This is a genomic window from Peribacillus glennii, assembly GCF_003429105.1.
Lineage (GTDB): Bacteria > Bacillota > Bacilli > Bacillales > DSM-1321 > Peribacillus > Peribacillus glennii.
In genome coordinates, this window is the sequence record NZ_QVTD01000001.1 from 42,398 (window position 1) to 60,589 (window position 18,192).

At 37.6% G+C, this 18,192-nt stretch carries 16 protein-coding genes and 2 pseudogenes; 8 read left to right on the plus strand and 10 right to left on the minus strand.

Features of this window, described 5'->3' with window-relative positions; genetic code table 11:
* The first annotated feature begins 441 nt into the window (after positions 1–441).
* The 6 genes and pseudogenes from D0466_RS00200 (at position 442) to D0466_RS00225 (ending at position 3,141) form a co-directional block, all read left to right on the plus strand.
* Positions 442–894 carry a MarR family winged helix-turn-helix transcriptional regulator gene (locus D0466_RS00200; RefSeq protein ID WP_117320545.1) on the plus strand — a complete coding sequence of 151 codons (453 nt, stop codon included), beginning with the start codon at positions 442–444 and terminating at the stop codon, positions 892–894.
* 25 nt (positions 895–919) lie between these two features.
* The gene (locus tag D0466_RS00205) at positions 920–1,438 is read left to right on the plus strand and encodes a GNAT family N-acetyltransferase (RefSeq protein ID WP_117320546.1); all 519 of its coding nucleotides are present in this window, start codon (positions 920–922) and stop codon (positions 1,436–1,438) included.
* Between the two features lie 23 nt (positions 1,439–1,461).
* A pseudogene (locus D0466_RS23515) lies at positions 1,462–1,536 on the plus strand (FMN-binding negative transcriptional regulator); the annotation flags it as partial.
* Positions 1,535–1,684: pseudogene (locus tag D0466_RS22680) on the plus strand (FMN-binding negative transcriptional regulator); the annotation flags it as partial. The pseudogenes D0466_RS23515 and D0466_RS22680, both read left to right, overlap by 2 nt.
* Positions 1,685–2,063: 379 nt before the next feature.
* On the plus strand, positions 2,064–2,255 hold the full coding sequence (locus D0466_RS00215) for a hypothetical protein (RefSeq protein ID WP_117320547.1): 192 nt from the start codon (positions 2,064–2,066) through the stop codon (positions 2,253–2,255).
* Positions 2,256–2,880: 625 nt separating this feature from the next.
* Positions 2,881–3,141 (plus strand): hypothetical protein, encoded by a 261-nt coding sequence (locus D0466_RS00225; protein WP_117320548.1) that lies wholly within the window; start codon positions 2,881–2,883, stop codon positions 3,139–3,141.
* A 300-nt stretch (positions 3,142–3,441) separates the two neighbouring features.
* Here D0466_RS00225 and D0466_RS00230 read toward each other — a convergent pair whose 3' ends face one another.
* Positions 3,442–3,843: a phosphate-starvation-inducible protein PsiE gene (locus D0466_RS00230; RefSeq protein ID WP_117320549.1), complete on the minus strand. Its 402-nt coding sequence runs from the start codon at positions 3,841–3,843 to the stop codon at positions 3,442–3,444.
* A gap of 710 nt (positions 3,844–4,553) precedes the next feature.
* Here D0466_RS00230 and D0466_RS00235 point away from each other — a divergent pair.
* Together D0466_RS00235 and D0466_RS00245 are read left to right on the plus strand one after the other, a co-directional pair.
* On the plus strand, positions 4,554–5,993 hold the full coding sequence (locus D0466_RS00235) for a purine-cytosine permease family protein (protein WP_117320550.1): 1,440 nt from the start codon (positions 4,554–4,556) through the stop codon (positions 5,991–5,993).
* Positions 5,994–6,274: 281 nt separating this feature from the next.
* Positions 6,275–7,018, plus strand: a complete 744-nt coding sequence (locus D0466_RS00245) for a FadR/GntR family transcriptional regulator (protein ID WP_117320552.1) — start codon at positions 6,275–6,277, stop codon at positions 7,016–7,018.
* A 42-nt stretch (positions 7,019–7,060) separates the two neighbouring features.
* On the opposite strand, the gene D0466_RS00250 is transcribed toward D0466_RS00245, so the two are convergent.
* The 9 genes from D0466_RS00250 to D0466_RS00290 form a co-directional block, all read right to left on the minus strand.
* Entirely contained in the window at positions 7,061–8,845 is a 1,785-nt protein-coding gene (locus tag D0466_RS00250) for a nitrilase-related carbon-nitrogen hydrolase (RefSeq protein ID WP_117320553.1), read from the minus strand.
* Between the two features lie 74 nt (positions 8,846–8,919).
* Complete coding sequence (locus D0466_RS00255; RefSeq protein ID WP_117320725.1) at positions 8,920–10,374, minus strand: CoA-acylating methylmalonate-semialdehyde dehydrogenase; 1,455 nt, start codon at positions 10,372–10,374, stop codon at positions 8,920–8,922.
* 95 nt (positions 10,375–10,469) lie between these two features.
* Complete coding sequence (locus D0466_RS00260) at positions 10,470–11,663, minus strand: iron-containing alcohol dehydrogenase (RefSeq protein WP_117320554.1); 1,194 nt, start codon at positions 11,661–11,663, stop codon at positions 10,470–10,472.
* Positions 11,664–11,815: 152 nt separating this feature from the next.
* Positions 11,816–13,642 (minus strand): sigma-54-dependent Fis family transcriptional regulator, encoded by a 1,827-nt coding sequence (locus D0466_RS00265; protein ID WP_117320555.1) that lies wholly within the window; start codon positions 13,640–13,642, stop codon positions 11,816–11,818.
* A 157-nt stretch (positions 13,643–13,799) separates the two neighbouring features.
* Positions 13,800–14,732, minus strand: a complete 933-nt coding sequence (locus D0466_RS00270; RefSeq protein ID WP_117320557.1) for an acetamidase/formamidase family protein — start codon at positions 14,730–14,732, stop codon at positions 13,800–13,802.
* A gap of 36 nt (positions 14,733–14,768) precedes the next feature.
* On the minus strand, positions 14,769–15,476 hold the full coding sequence (locus D0466_RS00275) for an ABC transporter ATP-binding protein (protein WP_199484473.1): 708 nt from the start codon (positions 15,474–15,476) through the stop codon (positions 14,769–14,771).
* 11 nt (positions 15,477–15,487) lie between these two features.
* Positions 15,488–16,225, minus strand: a complete 738-nt coding sequence (locus D0466_RS00280; RefSeq protein ID WP_117320559.1) for an ABC transporter ATP-binding protein — start codon at positions 16,223–16,225, stop codon at positions 15,488–15,490.
* Entirely contained in the window at positions 16,222–17,268 is a 1,047-nt protein-coding gene (locus D0466_RS00285; RefSeq protein ID WP_142919860.1) for an ABC transporter permease subunit, read from the minus strand. The genes D0466_RS00280 and D0466_RS00285 overlap by 4 nt, the downstream gene beginning before the upstream one ends.
* The gene (locus D0466_RS00290) at positions 17,258–18,133 is read right to left on the minus strand and encodes an ABC transporter permease subunit (RefSeq protein ID WP_117320561.1); all 876 of its coding nucleotides are present in this window, start codon (positions 18,131–18,133) and stop codon (positions 17,258–17,260) included. The genes D0466_RS00285 and D0466_RS00290 overlap by 11 nt, the downstream gene beginning before the upstream one ends.
* Between the last annotated feature and the right edge of the window lie 59 nt (positions 18,134–18,192).

Here is an 18,192-nt window from a genome sequence, read left to right on the forward strand (position 1 = left end):
TGAAGAATTGAATTCAAGATATCATGGCTGATGCACCGAACCTTACAATCTATCAAGCCAAAACCCACAATCAAATAAAATTTGCTCCAATTTATAAATTAATTTCAACCTTCATTTTAATAATCCTAATGGCTAAATGCCTGACACATCCCAACTAATAAACAATGCGGCACAGCATTTAAAACAATCCTACCGAATGTTATTACCCCTGATTGAACCATGATAAACCACTTTTGATAATTTTATTAAAAGGCTCTGTATTGATATTTCACCAAAACAAAAAGGACCCCTAAAAAAGGTCCTTCAGTTTATCTTCTTGTTGAACCACTTTACTCCACCTCTGTATCGTTATTTTTATTGCAAATGCAACAATTTAGGTTAAATTCAATATATGTTGTTTTTATTGTATATGCAACAAAAATATGTATGAAGGAGTTAATGATGAAGGAGATTCTGCGTGAAATCGGCATGATAGCAAGGGCATTAGATTCGATCAGTAATATAGAATTCAAAGAATTTGACCTGACAAAAGGGCAGTATTTATACCTTGTGCGAATATGTGAAAACCCGGGAATCATTCAGGAAAAGGTAGTTGAGATGATAAAAGTAGATCGATCAACGGCGGCTCGTGCTATACAAAAACTTGAAATGAACGGCTTTATTGAAAAGAAAGAAGATCCACACAACAAAAAAATAAAAAAGCTCTTTCCAACTGAGAAAGGGAAAACTGTGTACCCCTTCATAAAAAGAGAAAATGATTATTCCAATCTCGTTGCATTAGAGGGATTCTCCGAAAAAGAAGCAGAAACCACTTTCGATCTTCTACAACGAATAAGGAAAAATGTCGAAAAAGACTGGGAATTTGTCAAAAAGGGAAACAAGAGAACCTATTAATCAGCAGAAGGAGCGATCTATTCAAATGACGATGAATATAAAGAAGTGTACCCTTGAAGATTCACGCGAACTTCAACAAATCAGTGTTGAGACATTTAATGAGACATTTAAGGAACAGAATTCACCAGAACAGATCAATGCCTATTTGGAAAGGGCATTTGATTTGAAACAATTAGAAAAAGAATTAGCCAATTGTTCTTCACAATTCTTTTTTGCTTATTTTAATCATGAAGTCGCTGGATACCTAAAGGTCAATACCGATAATGCGCAGTCGGAAGCAATGGGCGATGAATCACTTGAAGTCGAGAGGATTTATGTAAAGAAGAAATTCCAAAAACATGGGCTTGGGAATCATCTGCTAAATAAAGCGATGGAAGTTGCCATGGAATACAAGAAAAAGAAAATCTGGCTAGGCGTCTGGGAAGAAAATGAAAATGCCATTGCTTTTTATCAGAAAAAGGGGTTTGCCCAAACTGGCGCCCACTCTTTTTATATGGGTGATGAAGAACAAGTGGACTTAATAATGACCAAAACACTCATCTAACTTTTCTTGAAAGGTGGATTATTGTGTATATTCCTAAATACTTTAAAGTCACCGATATTAATGAAATTTGGGATTTTGTTCAAAAAAACTCTTTTGGTGGGAGAAATTCAGGCTGCATATAAATTAAGTCAGAACCGAAATGAAACAGAGTATATTAACATCATTGATTAATTAAAAAATGAAGGAAATCCAAATTCGAAACAAACAGCAGAACTGATGGAAAAGAGATTAACAAATCACATATAAGCCCACTTGTATTTAACCCTCAGATGCGGGAATTAAAGGATGAAACGGAGCTGTCATATTGGCATCTTCTCTTCAGATTGTAAAAGATTGCACTTAAAGTTTGTTTAATATCCCAAATGATCAATAAACTGCGAATATGCAAGTTCTTATTCATACTTTGTATATTTTCAGCATTTTATATTTAAAAAACATACTGCCATAAACACCATTGTTTAATTTCCAAATACACTTTATTTAGTTTAATGCACTCTTTAATCTATAAAGATAAACAGCTGACGTAGTAGTTGTAGTATACGGGGGAAACAGGACTAATTTAAAATGATCTGATTAATGCTATACTTGGTAGCATATATGGCATTTGAAAGGAGTTAAATATCACTTGAAATACATTAAATCGCAAATGAAACAGCTGATCAAAGAAAATAAAGAATTGCAAAGCCGTTTAAAAGAAATGATGGAAGAACACGACCTTGAGAAAAACTTTGCCCTCAAGGCACTGTACCATGCAGAAGTTGCTGAAGGGGGAAAATACCAGCTAGCATACCAAGCACTTGACTTGCCAAAAGGGTAGGTCATTTTTTTATATTGTAATCACACTCCAATCGCAATCTGCCCGATCCCGTTAGCTAAATAAAAAAATTAAACCTTTTCAGAATAAAACCAAGGGATAGCAGGTGGTATTCCTGCTTCTGGTAAAAGATACACAAAAACGAAATACAAACAAATTAGGATCCCAAAAAAAAGAAACGAATATAGAAAGCAATGGACTAACTCTTTTAAAAACATCATATAGTCCGCATACAAAACTGGATAATCCACGGGTTAGCTCAAAAAATGCTATGGGACATATAGAAAAGTGTTCAATTATAAAACTTTAACATTGTTGAAGACAGTAATCACCAAGAAAAATAAGGCTTGAAAAATTAATCCCCAGACAGGAATATTCATCTATATACACCATCCTATATTGCAAACATCTAAAGGGATTGTAACAAACAATTCGGCCTTTAGTTGAATACCTTCAAAATACGCAGCAGATTCTTTCATATAAACTGTCACAAGAAGGGACAAAACCTTTCAATGATGTTATAATTAAAAAGTAATATGGTAATTATTATTAAAAAAAATATTACTTTGGGTCTTTTTCTGACTTTCCTTAGTCACTTTCCCTCCGTAATGGGAAAGGAGACTAACAAATGTCTCAAGATCAAATAGAAAAGATGTTAGAACAACTCTGTTACTTCAAAGATGTAGGAATTACACATACATTTTCACAAAATCAAAAACCAATACTCTCAGTTATATGTATAACCCTTGATAATCAAATCGAAATAACGCAAGCCTTCCGAATTAGGTATATAGAAAGACAAACAACTAAAATTTATGGTAATGTTAAATCGACTGCCCTTGCGATCAATGAAGCAATAAGTAGTAATCTAGAAACAGCCACTAATTAAATTTAGTGGTTTTTTTATGTACTAAAGTTCTAAGCTATGTCTACAGATAAACAAACTACGAAACGAGATATACATTCACTCATCTTCAACGAACCTGCCTCGTTAGCCCAATAAGAAAAAGCTGCCCGTGCGGACAGCCCTACTCTTCAACTCTTACACCCATTAGTTTAAAAAGCTCCCTTTATCATGTGTTAATACTGTTAAGTATCATTTCTTTCTATAATTAAAAAAAGTAAATCCCTCTTTTTAGAATTTATCCAACCAAATAACACGTATATATGTGTTAATTTATATGTATTTTTATTTCTCCTGTCTCTTTTCAGTATTTTTAGAAGATGATATTTCTAAAAAATAAGCGATCATTAAAACCAATATGACAAGAGATAAAATAAAGTTATCTATGGGATCATCACGGTTTACTATAATAAAACGTAATGTCGCTGTTATACCTATATATAAGAGATATCTTATCGGAAAATGATACCCTTCTCTAAAATACTTAACGATTGTGGATAGAAACGCAAAATAAAGAAAAAACACAAGAATTTCCTGTAACATATTATGAACTTCCAGGCTTGTCCCCATTACCTCTAATACAATCATCCATAATTCACGTATCATTGCTAAGGTTAACATGAGTCCTAGTATTATTAATGAACCGTTAAGGATATATTGAAAACCATTAGTAATCCTGTCATTCATTTTTAAAGCCTCCTAAGAATTATCCCAAAATAGTTATATCATACTTAATCATTATATCTCTCAATCTCAATGAAATGTTTGAACATGTAGTGACTATTTTCGAATTATACGAGTATGGTGTAAATTCATTATAAAAAGCCAACATTTCTGTTGACTTCTTCTGATTTCTTATGGCTAACCAATGGTTATTTTATCATTCCTATTCTGTTACTGTTACAATTGTATGTGATGAATAAGCGTTTTCCAACTCCATTTACTTCATAAACATAGGGCGAATGCCAAGTATTGTCCTTTTCGCTGGCCAGCTTCAGGACTATCTATTTCTATCGGCAGGTTATTACTCGGATTTCATTCATTACAGGAAATTCTGCCCCGTTAATCAGTACATTCCTACACGATCTCTGACCTTTATATAAACAGAAAAGATGAACTTCACGTCTATTTTTATTATTTTAACCCCCTATATCTAGAACCTTCTTATATATCCAACAGGATTAATTAATCTCTATTTAATAAAGACAATCAAACCCAATTGTTATTCATAAATATAGTTTTGAATTGTTTTCTTTTTTTTATAGATATTCATTCCAGTAAGGTATACACATGAAATACTTTAGGATTATGCTTATATATAAAATTAAACTTATTTTTTTAATAAATTATTTGTTATAATTTTTATAAAATTCAAATAATAGTAGGAGGATACTTCCTTGAGAAACTTTGGAAGCTGGTTTAAAGGACCATCAAACACTTCGAGAAGTGAAAATATTGAGGATTACGCGATAAAAAAAATTCCTTCTCATTATAGATGGCCAATACCTGCTATTATCTTGGTATTAATCGGAAACTCAACTGCCCTTTTCTTTTTTACTTTCGGAACTAAGCTTAGTTTTACAGTTGGGTGGCCAATTATGCTGCTACCACTTGGCTATTTATTTATTGGAGCTAGTTTAATAGGGATGGTTATGATTCATCTTGCCAGCAAGGAAGGCTTAACGGTTGATATGATGACAAGAGGAATGGGGTTTGGTTATATCGGCTCATCCGTTACATCCTTGATCTACGGAATTAACTTTATTTTTTACTTTATTTTAGAAGGAACCATTGTTACAAATGCTATTGCGTTTTCATTTAACCTTACTGTGCATTCCTTTGAAAGTAATATGATTTTTGCAGGAGTGGGATTATTAAAGCTTGTTCTAGTGTGGTATGGGATGAAGGAACTACAGATTTTCCAAACCTGGGGAGTCCTTATTTATAGCGCTTTACTGGGAGTAGCCATATATTTGCTCATTACAAATTTTGATGTAGCGGGGCCAAGCCAATGGCTTCCACTTGAACCGATTTCCGTTGATTCTCTGGGTATGGCTTTTATGTTGGCTAATGGACAAGTTGTTTTTCAAGGATTAATGGCGACCGACTACGCACGTTTTGCTAAAAGCGACACCGGTTATCGGGGGGGGTTTCTCTGCATGGTGGGCATGTTAGCCCCTATGATCGGAAATATACTGATTGGCCCTCTTTTCGCTTACACTCTTATGTATTCCATGAAAGAAGAATCAGCAATGACATTTGCTGATCCTGGTTTTATTTTCCCATTAATAATAGGAGTTTGGGGTACATTCTTTGTACTTATCACGCAAATACGAATCAATGTCATGAATCTGTATTCCGCTTCTCTTGCTCTATCAAATTCATTTTCTCTGATATTTAATTTTACTCCTGGGAGACCGTGGTGGATGGTGGCAGTCTATATTTTGAGTTGCCTTTTCTATGCTGTGAATTTTTTGAATTATATAGATGTTTTCCTCGCCGTTACAGGGATTTTAACAAATACTTGGATTTTAATTATCCTAGTGGACCATTTTATTTGTAGAAAATTATTAAACTACGGACCATCAGATTTTATTGAGTACAGGAGACCTTTTTTATACAAATGGAATCCAACTGGAGTATTCTCTCTTGCCGTCGGAGTGATTGTTGGGGGGGTGGGAATTTTAGAAATTTACCCAATCTATTACTCTTCCTTTTTGGCAATGATTGTGGGATCTTTGCTCCACATTATTTTAACCATAAGTACAAAGGGACAATTTTATTTTACTAGATTTCCAATGGATCGCGAAACGGAATGGAATAAATTTCCCAGATGAGAAGTCAAATAAATTATTCTTTTCTGTATATATATAATATAATAGTTAAAAGAAAATTACTTTAAGGTGTGGTCCATGTTGTACGCGCAGCAATGTGAAGTTTGTCATAAAAAAATTGAAGGAAATTATATTGAACATACGGCGGGGTTCCCAGAACGCGCGCATGTATTATGTTCTGTTAAATGCTTGCGTCTCTTTCTTCGAATGGAAGACGACCAACTGGAATACGAAAAAAGTATAGTGAAAGAGATTGATAAAAAGAAATAATAGGAGGTGTTTCGATGCATCTAAATCCTGTTAATAAGAATAATCGAATGTTCGAACAAGTTTTAGACCGGATCCAGCAAAGCATCTCATCAGGTATGCTGGCTCCTGGAGATAAGCTAATGACAGAACGGGAATTCGCAAGCTCGTTGCAAGTTAGCCGTTCCTCTGTCAGGGAGGCATTAAGAATCCTTGAGATTTTCGATGTAATTTCATCCAAGCCAGGTGAGGGAACTACTTTAAAGAAACCAAATGTTCCGAAAATTCTCACGAAAATCCTACCTTTTCTAACATACCCTCTTGATGAAACAATGGAATTACTTGAATCAAGGAAAATATTAGAGGGTGGCATCGCAAAGCTTGCTGCAAAGCGAAGGAAAAGTAAAGATTTGCAGAATTTAAAAGAAGCTCTTAACAGAATGGAAAAGACGGAAGATATAGAGGAAAGAATTCAGGCAGATTTAGATTTTCATTTATTTTTGGCAAAGTCTGCTTACAACAACACGCTTTCAGATATTCTCATTGTTGTTTCGGATGTAGTTAGTAAAAACTTATATACTACTGGTTTTCAAATTCATACACATGATGCAGCATATCGGGATATATTAAATCAGTATTACCGTATTTATGATGCAGTTGATAGTAAAAATCCTCAACAAGCTCATTTGGAAATGGAAAATCATTTGGAATATATGGTTGATTTCATAAAAAAATACGCTATCACTAACAACCATTCGGATGAAACCGCCTTCAATTTTTAAATTAGAGGAAATCGGCGGATACCGATTCCTCTAAACTCCCTATTAGTTTTTTTGTGGAAAGAGAACTTTACCTTCGATCAAGCCCTCATTCGTTAACTCCAAACTGATCAGGTCTTTGTAAAAATGTGGTTGTCTCATGAGTACTAAATCTTTTCGCTTTACTACATTTGTTGGGTACGTTGGATCTGCATTTGATGTATCGACTTCAATATATGCCAAGCCCTCTTCCTCTATCACGACAGACTCATTCCTTGGATACTTGAATGTTTCCGGCCCAAAGATTCCACTTTTTCCGTAAAAGCCCTTTTTACTGTCAAACGCGTTCGCAAAAACTAAATACACGTTATTTTCCCCTGCCCGAACGCGATGCAAATGCCAATGAAGAGGATCTCCTCCCGTAGGAATAGGGTAATTTTGCGGAACGCTCGTTCCTGGATGTGCTGCTGGCACAGGACTACTCAATAGAGATGGACAAAGAAGAATATCACATCCGCGAAGCGCTAATACACGTCCTGCTTCAGGGATTAATGTATCATAACCAATGAGTAAACCAACTCTTCCAACTTTCAAATCAAATATTTTCCATTCGTCTCCAGCATTAGCCCAAGTAAGGTCTGTTTCATCAAGATGGATTTTACGATATTTTCCAATAAACCCTTCTGGGCCCGTTAATACAGCTGTATTATATAATGAACCATTGTCAATTTCTACTAGCCCAGCAATGATATACATGCGGTGCTTCAAAGACAGTTTTACAAGCTGGTCAGTGCTTTTTCCTGGTACAGGCTCTGCACTGCTTTCGTCATGAAACATCCCACTAATTGATAGCTCAGGAAATACAATTATTTCTGCTCCATTCTGTTTTGCTTCGCTAGCCAGCTCTTCGATTTTAGCTAAGTTAGTGCTTTTGTTTGCTCCTGGCATAATCTGGGCAACGGCAACGATCGACTTTTTACCTGTCGGAAATGGCTGATGGCCATAAAGGCCAAAAAGATCCAAAGGATTCCATGTATAGGAATTGGTCATTATTTCCCTGTACTTTTCAGGTCGTCGATCCTTGATGAGATTTCTTCCGTTGACGTTTTTGTTTCGGGCTTTATCCAAGTCGATTTCTGCATAGGCAACAGCATCCCCGTTATCAATGACGGCCTGAATTTGTCCTTCTGGATCAATCACACAGCTGCCTCCACTAAATTTAACCGTACGTTCCCATCCCCAACGATTACTTTCGATTACATAACAGTTGTTTTCAAAGGCTCTATTAATCCAATAAGGCGCAGGGGTACGCTCATCCAGCCAGTTGCTAATATGACAGATGACGTCTGCTCCGTGCAGAGCTTGCACACGTGATGTCTCAATAAAATGCATATCCATACAAATTAAAATCGCAATTCGTCCAATCGTGGTTTCAAATACCTGGTGGCCCAGCTCTCCATTAACCGCCCATTTTGTTTCAGCAATGTATGGGTGCGTTTTGCGATGTTTACCGACAAGGCCTTCTGGGCCGATTAGCGCAGCAGAGTTATAGTATAGATCATTTTCCGGATCCACTTCAGGCATACCGATAACAATATAGCACTGGTATTCCTTGGCGAGCTTTTCAAAAATTGCTGTTGTATTCCCTGGGATTGGCTCCACAAATGGTGCGATTTCTTCACGGTTATAAAAACAGTATCCCGTTGTTCCCATTTCAGGAGTAACAATAAGCTTTGCACCATTTTTGGCACTCTCTTCAACTAAGTTATATAACTTTTTAATATTATCTTCCTTCTGAAATTGTGTAGGCTCAAATTGTACAGTGGCAGCTTTAAATGATTTGGTAATCATAATTCATCCCTCTTTTCTTTAAATACCGATATCAACATCTTGCCCAGCCATAGTACAACAGGGGTTGTTTCGAATTACCATCTAGAAGTAAGCATTTTCCGTCTTGTATAAAATTCCACTCCATCCGGGCCGTTTGCATGCAGATCACCGTAGAAGGAATTTTTCCAGCCAGAGAAAGGGAAAAACGCCATTGGAGCAGGGACGCCAACGTTAACGCCTAACATTCCCGCTTCGATGTTTTCTCTGAAGTAGCGAACATCACTTCCTTCTTTAGTAAACAAGCAGGCACCGTTTCCGAAATCAGATTGATTCGTTAATTCAATCGCTTTCTCTAAACTGCTCACTCTTATGATTGAAAGCACTGGTGCGAAGATTTCCTCTTTCCATATTTTCATAGAAGGATCTACCTTATCAAAGATCGTAGGTCCAATAAAATATCCGTTTTGATGGTACGACTCGTCTTTACGTCCATCACGAACAAGGATCGCTCCTTCTTCCTCTCCGGATTCGATGTATCTCACGGTTCTTTCTTTATGCTCTTGGCGGATGACCGGACCCAAGAATACATTATCCTCAAGTCCGTTCCCGATTTTAATATGATCTGCCTCGTACTTTAGTTTTTCTAGCAATGGTTCTGCGGCATCACCGACAGCGACTACAACAGAGCACGCCATGCATCTTTCACCTGCTGATCCATAGGCTGCATTAATGATGTCTTTCACCGCAGCATCTAAATTAGCGCTTGGCATCACGATGGAGTGATTCTTAGCTCCTGCCAATGCCTGAACACGCTTTCCATAGCCTGCAGCAGTTTTGTATACATATTCTGCGACTGGTTGAGAGCCAACAAAGGAGATTGCTTGGACATCTTTATGTTCTAGCAGTCTATTTACGACATCATTGGCGCCGTGAACGATACTTAAAACACCTTTTGGAAGACCTGCTGCTTCAAAAAGCTCTGCTAAACGATTGGCTAATAAAGGAGTTCTTTCGGATGGCTTAAGAACAAAGGTGTTTCCGCAAGCAATCGAAAGTGGAAACATCCAGCAAGGAACCATCATCGGGAAGTTAAATGGAGTGATTCCACCTACGACACCGACAGGATAGCGATACATTCCGGATTCAATATCCGTAGCAATATCTGGAAGCTGTTTCCCCATCATTAAGGTAGGTGCCCCTGCAGCGAATTCCACACATTCAATTCCTCGCTGAACTTCGCCATATGCTTCCTTAAAGCTTTTTCCATTCTCTTGAGTGATCAATCTTGCAAGTTCATCCCCGTGATTGACTAATAATTGCTGGTACTTGAACAAAACTCGGGCCCGTTTCGGAACAGGAGTCTTGCTCCAGGATTTAAATGCTTCCTTTGCAGCTTGGACGGCTGTATCAACATCTTCTTTTGAAGAAATAGGCACTTGGGCCAATTCCTCTCCTGTTGCGGGGTTGGGAACACTTTGGTATTGATTTGTTTGAGCATCTACCCATTCCCCATTAATATAATTTTTTAGTAGTTTAGTTGTTGTATTGATAGTCACGACAAATCTCCTCTCGATATATAAATATTAGAAAAGTAAAACTCATTTATGATAATTATCGGTATGTTCTGAATATTTCAGTGGCGCTATTATACATTTTGTGTTGAGAGAAACTGATAATCATAACAAATAAAATATAGCTCTTGTAATTCTTTTTCAGATGGAACGCGTGGATTATTTGCCGGACTTCCACTATTAAGAGCATCATGTGCCATTTTATTGATGGCTATGTTAAAGGCTTCTTCATCAATTCCCCAATTTTTAAGGTTAGGGATATTTAAGTTTAAGCAAAGTTTTTTCACTGATTTTACGGCGGCATCTGCAGCCTCGCTATTTGAGATGAAATCTTTGTGAGGGTCGAAAATTCTTCCTAAGTCTGCTAGCCTGTCGATACACGCTTCTTTACTAAATTCTAATACTGCAGGTAGCAACATAGCATTCGAATACCCATGTGGTACATGGAACATGGCTCCAATCGGTCTGGACATTCCATGCACTAAGCATACGGAAGCGTTGGAAAAAGCCATGCCTGCCTGGAGCGATCCTAATGACATCGCTTCACGGGCTTCGATATTGGATCCGTCATTATAGGCATCTTCGAGATGATTAACAATTAGGTTCATCGCTGATAAGGCAAGAATATCTGTCAACGGATGGGATAATTTTGAAATATACGCCTCAATTGCATGGCTTAAAGCATCCACTCCTGTTGCAGCTGTTATCTTTTTTGGTGAGGATAATGTCAGAATAGGATCCACAATGGCAACTGTTGGCATGAAGGCCGGTTGTTTAATCATCATTTTTACATTATTTTCTGTATTTGTAATCACGGTTACATCTGTTGCTTCTGACCCTGTCCCACCAGTTGTAGGAATGGCAATGTGCGGAATTGCTGGCTTTACTGCCATTTTTCTCCCACCCATATAATCTCCAATGTATCCGCCATTTGCAGCAATTACAGCGATTGCTTTTGCTGTGTCTATACAGCTGCCTCCACCAAGGGAGATAACCAAATCACATTGTTCATTTTGGAGAATAACTAAAGCCTCATCAACATATTGATCGGTCGGCTCTGATTCTACGCCAATGTAGACTAGGCTTTCAACCCCTTCATCTTGAAGGTACTCTCTGCATTGCTTTACATTTCCCAGTTGATCCATGATTTTGTCACTAATGATCAATGCTTTCTTTCCTCTGCTTGCTGATTCCTTGCCGACTCTCTTAAAAGCATTTTTTCTGTATAAAATTGTCTGTGGAGTTCTAAATGTTGAAGTGGTATCCATTTGGCACTCTCCTCATAATCATTATTATTATCTAAATATGCAAGATGTGTGCCAACATAAAATGTGTTTTAACCGTTGCTGTTTTGTTGCTTTGTGTAGTGGTTTTCTGATAAATGTAGTCATCGTGTAGGGGTTTCCCAACAAACAATCTACTAAAAGATGTTATGCCTTTTTAACTTTTGGTAAAGAGTAGTTCGATGAATCCCAAGGATTTCAGAGGCTTTCTTTTTGTTTCCTCCTGCTTCCCTCAGTACGTTGATGATCAATTCTCTTTCCTTATTTTTTCCCACATCCTTCGCCGCCTGTAAAACGGATTGATTAGAGCTGTTATTGGCTGGATTAGGTTTGGGCAATAATTTTGGGTCCGTGATATTTTCGGACAAATGACCCTTACTAATGATTTGTCCATCTACGAATGTTACCAGCTGTTCAAGCGTGTTGATCATTTCTCTTATATTGCCTTTCCAATCATAGTCGACAAAAGCTGTCACTGCTTCCGCAGTAAAGGTTTTTGTAGGTATCTGATATTTTTTGCATAACTTTTTTAAATAATTGGATAGCAGAATTGGGATATCATCCTTCCGGTTTCGTAATGGAGGGATATGAAGCTGGATGACATTCAGACGATAATAAAGGTCTTCTCGAAATAATCCTTGTTCCACCATCGCTTTTAGATCTCTATTTGTAGCAGCGATGATGCGGACATTGATTTTATATTTTTTCAATCCACCAACTCTTTCAGCCTCTTTTTCTTGAAGAACACGAAGCAGCTTTGATTGCATGAGCAACGGCATTTCACCAATTTCATCTAAAAAGATGGTTCCATTATGTGCGAGTTCGAATTTTCCTGGTTTTCCTCCTTTTTTTGCTCCGGTAAAAGCTCCTTCTTCATAACCAAACAACTCTGACTCAAATAAAGCTTCAGGAATGGCCCCGCAATTCACACTAACAAATGGGCCATTTGACAGTATACTTAAATGGTGAATCCCTTTTGCAAACATTTCTTTTCCTGTGCCACTTTCTCCGGTAATCAGTAGGGTTGCTAATGTTTTCGCAGCCCTACGGGATAAGCGTTTCACTTTTGAAATTTCCTCGCTTATCCCAAGTATTTGATCAAGCGTGATCTGTTGATTTTCCTCTTGGCCAAAATGAACGTCTCCCCTGCTGTTTCTTTCCACTACATGATCTTTTTGCAAAGACTCATAGAGTTTATAGACCTCCGATACGCCTTCAAAAATCAGCATGCCGATTGCCCCAGTAACCCTCCCTTCCTTCCAGATCGGAATGCGGTGCACCACCATGTCTTGGCCCTGTATATTTTGGACTACACCTCGCTCAGGGATTCCTGATTTAACTGTTAAATGGAGGTTAGTATTGTCAATAACTTCCGTTACGTGTCTTCCAATAGCTCCTTCTCGTTCTATCCCCGTAAAGCGACTATAGGCTTCATTGAATTCTACAAGGATTCCGTCCTCATCTACTACGGCAATACCCTCGTAAGCACTCTCCAAAATCGCTTGTAGGACCTCAGCTATATTTCCCTTTTGCTGGAGCCTTGAAATGAGTAACGAATTCGCATCCAAAATATCTCTTATACCTAAAAAACCTACTACATGATTGTGATCATCGATTACCGGCAGGCCGCTGTGGGGCATTTTTTTAATATTTAATAATGAATCAGTTGTACGCATACACGAGAAGTTTCTTTTTACAATATTTCTGATTAATATTCCATCAGGATTGCCGTTTAACAAATAGGAAATGAGCTTTTTTAAAGTAATCATTCCAAAAAGCTGATTATGTGCATCTATAACAGGCAAACTCTCAATTTGAAGTCTTTCCATAATTTCAGCGCATTCTCTTAAGGTTTGATGACCCTGAATACAGTATGGATTTGGAGTCATCCAATATTTTGTTTGAAAAATCTCAAAGTTTTTAGAGTCATGATTATCTATATCGTTCAGATGTTTAATAGACATACCATTCTCTCCATTCTAGACATTATGAATATAAAATTTTGAGCATTTTAGTACATATTGTTAAGTGGGAAAAAAAATTACCTACGTCTTATAGCAACTGTAGGTAATTTTTTTACATATTTACTATAGTTAGATAAAACTTTTAGATTTTTAGGTGTTAATCCAACTTTGTATATTTTTTATCTATCTTTGCGACTAATGAATAATAAGTGTCTACCATATTACCTACATGCAGCTTTCCGATTTGGGTTAAAGCCTGGTAAGCTTCAAACTTATCCCAGCCCATTTCTTCCATCCACTTTATTAATTCAGAGTAGGCGATTCTTGCGGCATCTTCCATTGGACGGGCACTACCTACTACCATATACTCTGAGTCACTTTCAATTCGAGGCCATTTAATCTCTTTGTTTTTAATTAATTCAAACTTTAACCTTACTCTTGCCGAGATTTCAAGCGCTACGCCACAAAGCTCTCCATCTCCTTGTCCAGCGTGAGCGTCGCCTGTAAAGAAGAAAGCCCCTTCTGTACGAACAGGAAGATATACCTTGTTTCCTGGTTTGGTATCAGGTACATCCATGTTCCCTCCATGATTAAATGGTGTTAATGCAGAGAGTGCTTCCACCTCTGGAGCTGTTCCAATGGTTCCTAGGAAAGGCCGCAATGGAAAGTTAAGCTGATCATTGCAGCGAACCATGCCATCTTCAATTTTATAAATCCACACTTTCTCTGGAAGAGGGTCTTGGAGCATTGGTGTCAGATCAGTGGAAGTTAGGCCACCAAAACTTTCCTTCATGACACTTACAGCCCAGTCCCGGTCAGGTTCAATATCAATAATATGTACAACCAAGGTATCTCCAGGTTCTGCCCCGTCAATGTAGATAGGTCCTGTTTGCGGATTTAAATAATCCCCCAATATTTGGGATGGGAGATCTTTTTCACTGGTAATACGGTTTTCAAATGCATCTTTTGTATAAATCTCTACAACTTCCCCTGGTTTTACATGAGCAATTGGCTCAAGATACTTTGAAAATACATAACTATGTTCTCCAGGCTGGATGATTTGTCTGACTTTTTCACTAACTTTTTCCATATGATCTCCTCCATATCAATCTATTTTATTAGGCGATTAAACTGCCAAATACCTCTTTAAGATTTCATAATTTTTGACCTCTTCGTTTTGAATTTCTCCAACAATTGTCCCTTTATCCATTGCATAGCAGCGCTGAGACATTTGTTGAATTAATCCTATATGCTGTTCTACAAACAAAACAGTTAGTCCGAGGTCTTGATTGATTTTTGTTATTATGTCACTAATATGGTGAACAATATTTGGCTGTATTCCCTCGGTCGGCTCATCGAGTACTAATAAATCGGGATTCCCTACAAGGGCCCTGCTTATAGCTAAAGCTGCCTGTTCTCCTCCACTTAATGTGCCAGCTTTTTGCTTCTTTCTTTCTCGTAACCGTGGAAAATAATCATAGACTAAATTGAAATCAAGATTTGATTTCTTTTTATTAATTAATTGGCCAGTCATCAAATTCTCTTCCACAGTAAGAGTTGGGAAGACCCCATGTCCTTGAGGAACATAGCCGATTCCACTCCATGCTCTTTCATGTGCTTTCACATTGGTAATGTCTTGTTCTTTGAAAAAAATAGAGCCTTCCTTGTTAGGTAAGATACCCACCAATGTTTTTACAAAGGTGCTTTTGCCAATACCGTTTCGTCCAATGATTGATACGATTTCACCTTTTTCAATTTCAATATTAAAATCACGAACAACAATAACTTTTCCATATCCTGAAACAATATTATTGACTTTTAAAATGGCGATCACCCCCTTAAAGTTTAAGAATTGCCTAGATATATATCTACGACATCCTGATTCGCTTCTATCTCTTCAATAGTGCCTTCAGCAAATTTTTTACCTAAATGTAATACCGTGACCTTCTCCGCAATTTTTCTAACAAAATCCATATCATGGTCGATAAAAAGGATTGTAACTCCCTCACGGTTTAATTTCTGGACTAGCTCTGCGGTAAACTCAGTTTCAGTCGGCCCCATTCCTGCGGCTGGTTCATCCAATAATAAGAGCTCTGGTTTACTTGCTAAGGACATTCCGATTTCTAGCCATTGCTGTTGTCCATGTGATAAGTTATTGACGATTTCATACTTTAAATGGATAATGTCTAAAAATCTTAAGAGATTATCAATCTCTTCATCTCGTTCAGAGGATTTCATATGTTTCTGTGCTGAAATTCTCATGTTATCGTAAACAGAAAGTTCTCCAAATACCCCTGGAACCTGCATTTTAATGCTCAATCCCAAATTTGCCCTGTCCCAGTTTTTCATTTTGGTAATGTTTTTTCCATTATAGAAAACCTCTCCTACCGTTGGTTCATAAACGCCCATGATCATTTTGAATATCGTGCTTTTCCCAGCTCCATTGGGACCAATTAAACAGTGAAGTTCTCCCTTTTTTATGGATAAATCGATATTATCTACAGCTTTAAGACCACCAAAATGCTTTCCGACTCCCTTTAAGGTAAGAATAGCATCACTCTTCTCAACCAATCCTTTGCTCATGTAAACTCTCCTTCTGCTTTAACTTGGGTTGCTTTCTTCCTATTAAAAAATAAATTGTCACCTAACTTAAATAAGGAAACAATGATTCCTTCTGGTACGAAAAGAATTACTAGAATCAAAGCAGCCCCTAGAATTACTAGAGCATACTCATTTCCACTTGCAGAAAGGGTTTGTGAAAACCAATAATAGATGAAAGTGAAAATCATCGCGGCTGTAAGGTTCTTTCTTCCGCCTGCAGCGGCAAGTACCACCGGAAGAGTTGCAGCAGTTAATCCAGCTGCGGAAGGAGTCATATATCCTCCCCAAGTGGCATACAGAATCCCACTTAGCGATGCTAAAGCTCCTCCTAATGCAAAAATAAGGGTTTGAAAACGTGGCACATTGTAGCCAAGCAACTTAGTTCTTTCTCGGTTTTCCCGAATAGCAATAGCCGTGTAGCCAAAACGTGAGACAACAAAAAGTCTTAGTCCGATATAGACCACTAGTAGAACAATTAAAATAAAGTAATAAAAATTAACATCCGCTAGAGCGAAAGATCCAAGCGAAATGGTAGGAATCCCATTGATTCCGTTATACCCACCAAGCCCGACAGTCCCGATCTTCCATTGAGATCCTGCTGTCTGAGCCATAAACGTCTCTAAGCTCACGGTTATACACAGCGTAATTAACCCTACAAATACATCGTTGATTCCCCCATAAAACATAAAGTAACCGATTATTCCAGCAACTAGGCCGCCAACAAGTACCCCAAGCAACAATCCAATAGGGGTTATTGTTGAAATACCGCTATTCATGGTAAAAATGGCATAAAAATATCCACCAACTCCAAAAAATGCAGCCTGCCCGAAGCTGAAAATTCCACCATATCCCCAAATTAGCGATAAACTTAGCGTTAGAAAGACCATGGAAATAAAATAAGATAGATTTAAAATCTGATAAGGCGTTACGAATAACGGATATATAAAAAGAAACAAAAATAACCCAATGCCTATTACATTTTCTGTATTTAATTTCATTTTTAAATTTCTCATATCAAATCCCACGCCCACGCATTAATTTTTTTTCAACCAGACCCGAGAAACCTAGAGGCAATAATCGAATAACAATGATGGCAACAACAAGGAGGCCAAGCCTTCCATAAAAAGTTCCCCATAAAATGTCTAAGATGCTATTCACAACGCCAAGAACACCGCCAGATAACGAGGTGCCAATTAATGGATTTGCACCCCCGACAATTACGGTAACGAAGCTTGGCATTAGAAAAGCTGATCCAAATGTCGGGGAAACGGCCATTGTCGGAGCGTATAAACCACCAGTAAGACCCGCTAAAGCAGCACCTAGCATAAAAGTCAGGGAATACATTTTATTGGTATTGATCCCCATTGTATTTGCGATATCATGCTTTTGCATGGTGGCTCTTGAATATAGGCCGAATTTGGTATGCATAAATAACCAATAGATGATCCCTAACATAACTATGGCGATGAAAAAGAGTAGGATGCGGTATGTAGAATAAGTAGCACCAGCAATAGAAATAGATCCTAAAGGAGTAGAGGATCCTTCCAGTGAAGGACCGAATATAATTAAAATCCCTTGGCTTAAAATCATACTGATTCCCCATGTCACTACTACGGAATCCAAGGTTCTTCCATATAAACGGTTAATGATTAAACGATCGACAATAAGACCAAAGACTCCTACACCTGCTGCGGCCAATAATATTGCTAGAGGAAGAGGAACGCCTGAAGCAGTAGCTAAGGTTGTAATATAAGCACCTAGCATAATGAATTCCCCATGCGCTAAGTTAATAATTCCCATCATTCCAAAAATAATGGCAAGACCAACTGCAGAGAGAATTAAAAAAGAAAAATTATTCATAAACTGATAAATCAATTCAAATATAGCCATATAAAACCTCCTAATTAATTTAGGGGCTGGGGAAACTAAAGAGGGGGTCTAGCGCAAAC

Excerpts from the sequence above, each read along its gene's own strand:
- D0466_RS00290 (WP_117320561.1), bottom strand. The coding sequence starts at position 18,133 with ATGGCTATATTTGAATTGATTTATCAGTTTATGAATAATTTTTCTTTT.
- D0466_RS00205 (WP_117320546.1), top strand. The coding sequence starts at position 920 with ATGACGATGAATATAAAGAAGTGTACCCTTGAAGATTCACGCGAACTT.
- D0466_RS00280 (WP_117320559.1), bottom strand. The coding sequence starts at position 16,225 with ATGAGCAAAGGATTGGTTGAGAAGAGTGATGCTATTCTTACCTTAAAG.
- D0466_RS00245 (WP_117320552.1), top strand. The coding sequence starts at position 6,275 with ATGCATCTAAATCCTGTTAATAAGAATAATCGAATGTTCGAACAAGTT.
- D0466_RS00230 (WP_117320549.1), bottom strand. The coding sequence starts at position 3,843 with ATGAATGACAGGATTACTAATGGTTTTCAATATATCCTTAACGGTTCA.
- D0466_RS00200 (WP_117320545.1), top strand. The coding sequence starts at position 442 with ATGAAGGAGATTCTGCGTGAAATCGGCATGATAGCAAGGGCATTAGAT.
- D0466_RS00260 (WP_117320554.1), bottom strand. The coding sequence starts at position 11,663 with ATGGATACCACTTCAACATTTAGAACTCCACAGACAATTTTATACAGA.
- D0466_RS00265 (WP_117320555.1), bottom strand. The coding sequence starts at position 13,642 with ATGTCTATTAAACATCTGAACGATATAGATAATCATGACTCTAAAAAC.
- D0466_RS00270 (WP_117320557.1), bottom strand. The coding sequence starts at position 14,732 with ATGGAAAAAGTTAGTGAAAAAGTCAGACAAATCATCCAGCCTGGAGAA.
- D0466_RS00250 (WP_117320553.1), bottom strand. The coding sequence starts at position 8,845 with ATGATTACCAAATCATTTAAAGCTGCCACTGTACAATTTGAGCCTACA.
- D0466_RS00225 (WP_117320548.1), top strand. The coding sequence starts at position 2,881 with ATGTCTCAAGATCAAATAGAAAAGATGTTAGAACAACTCTGTTACTTC.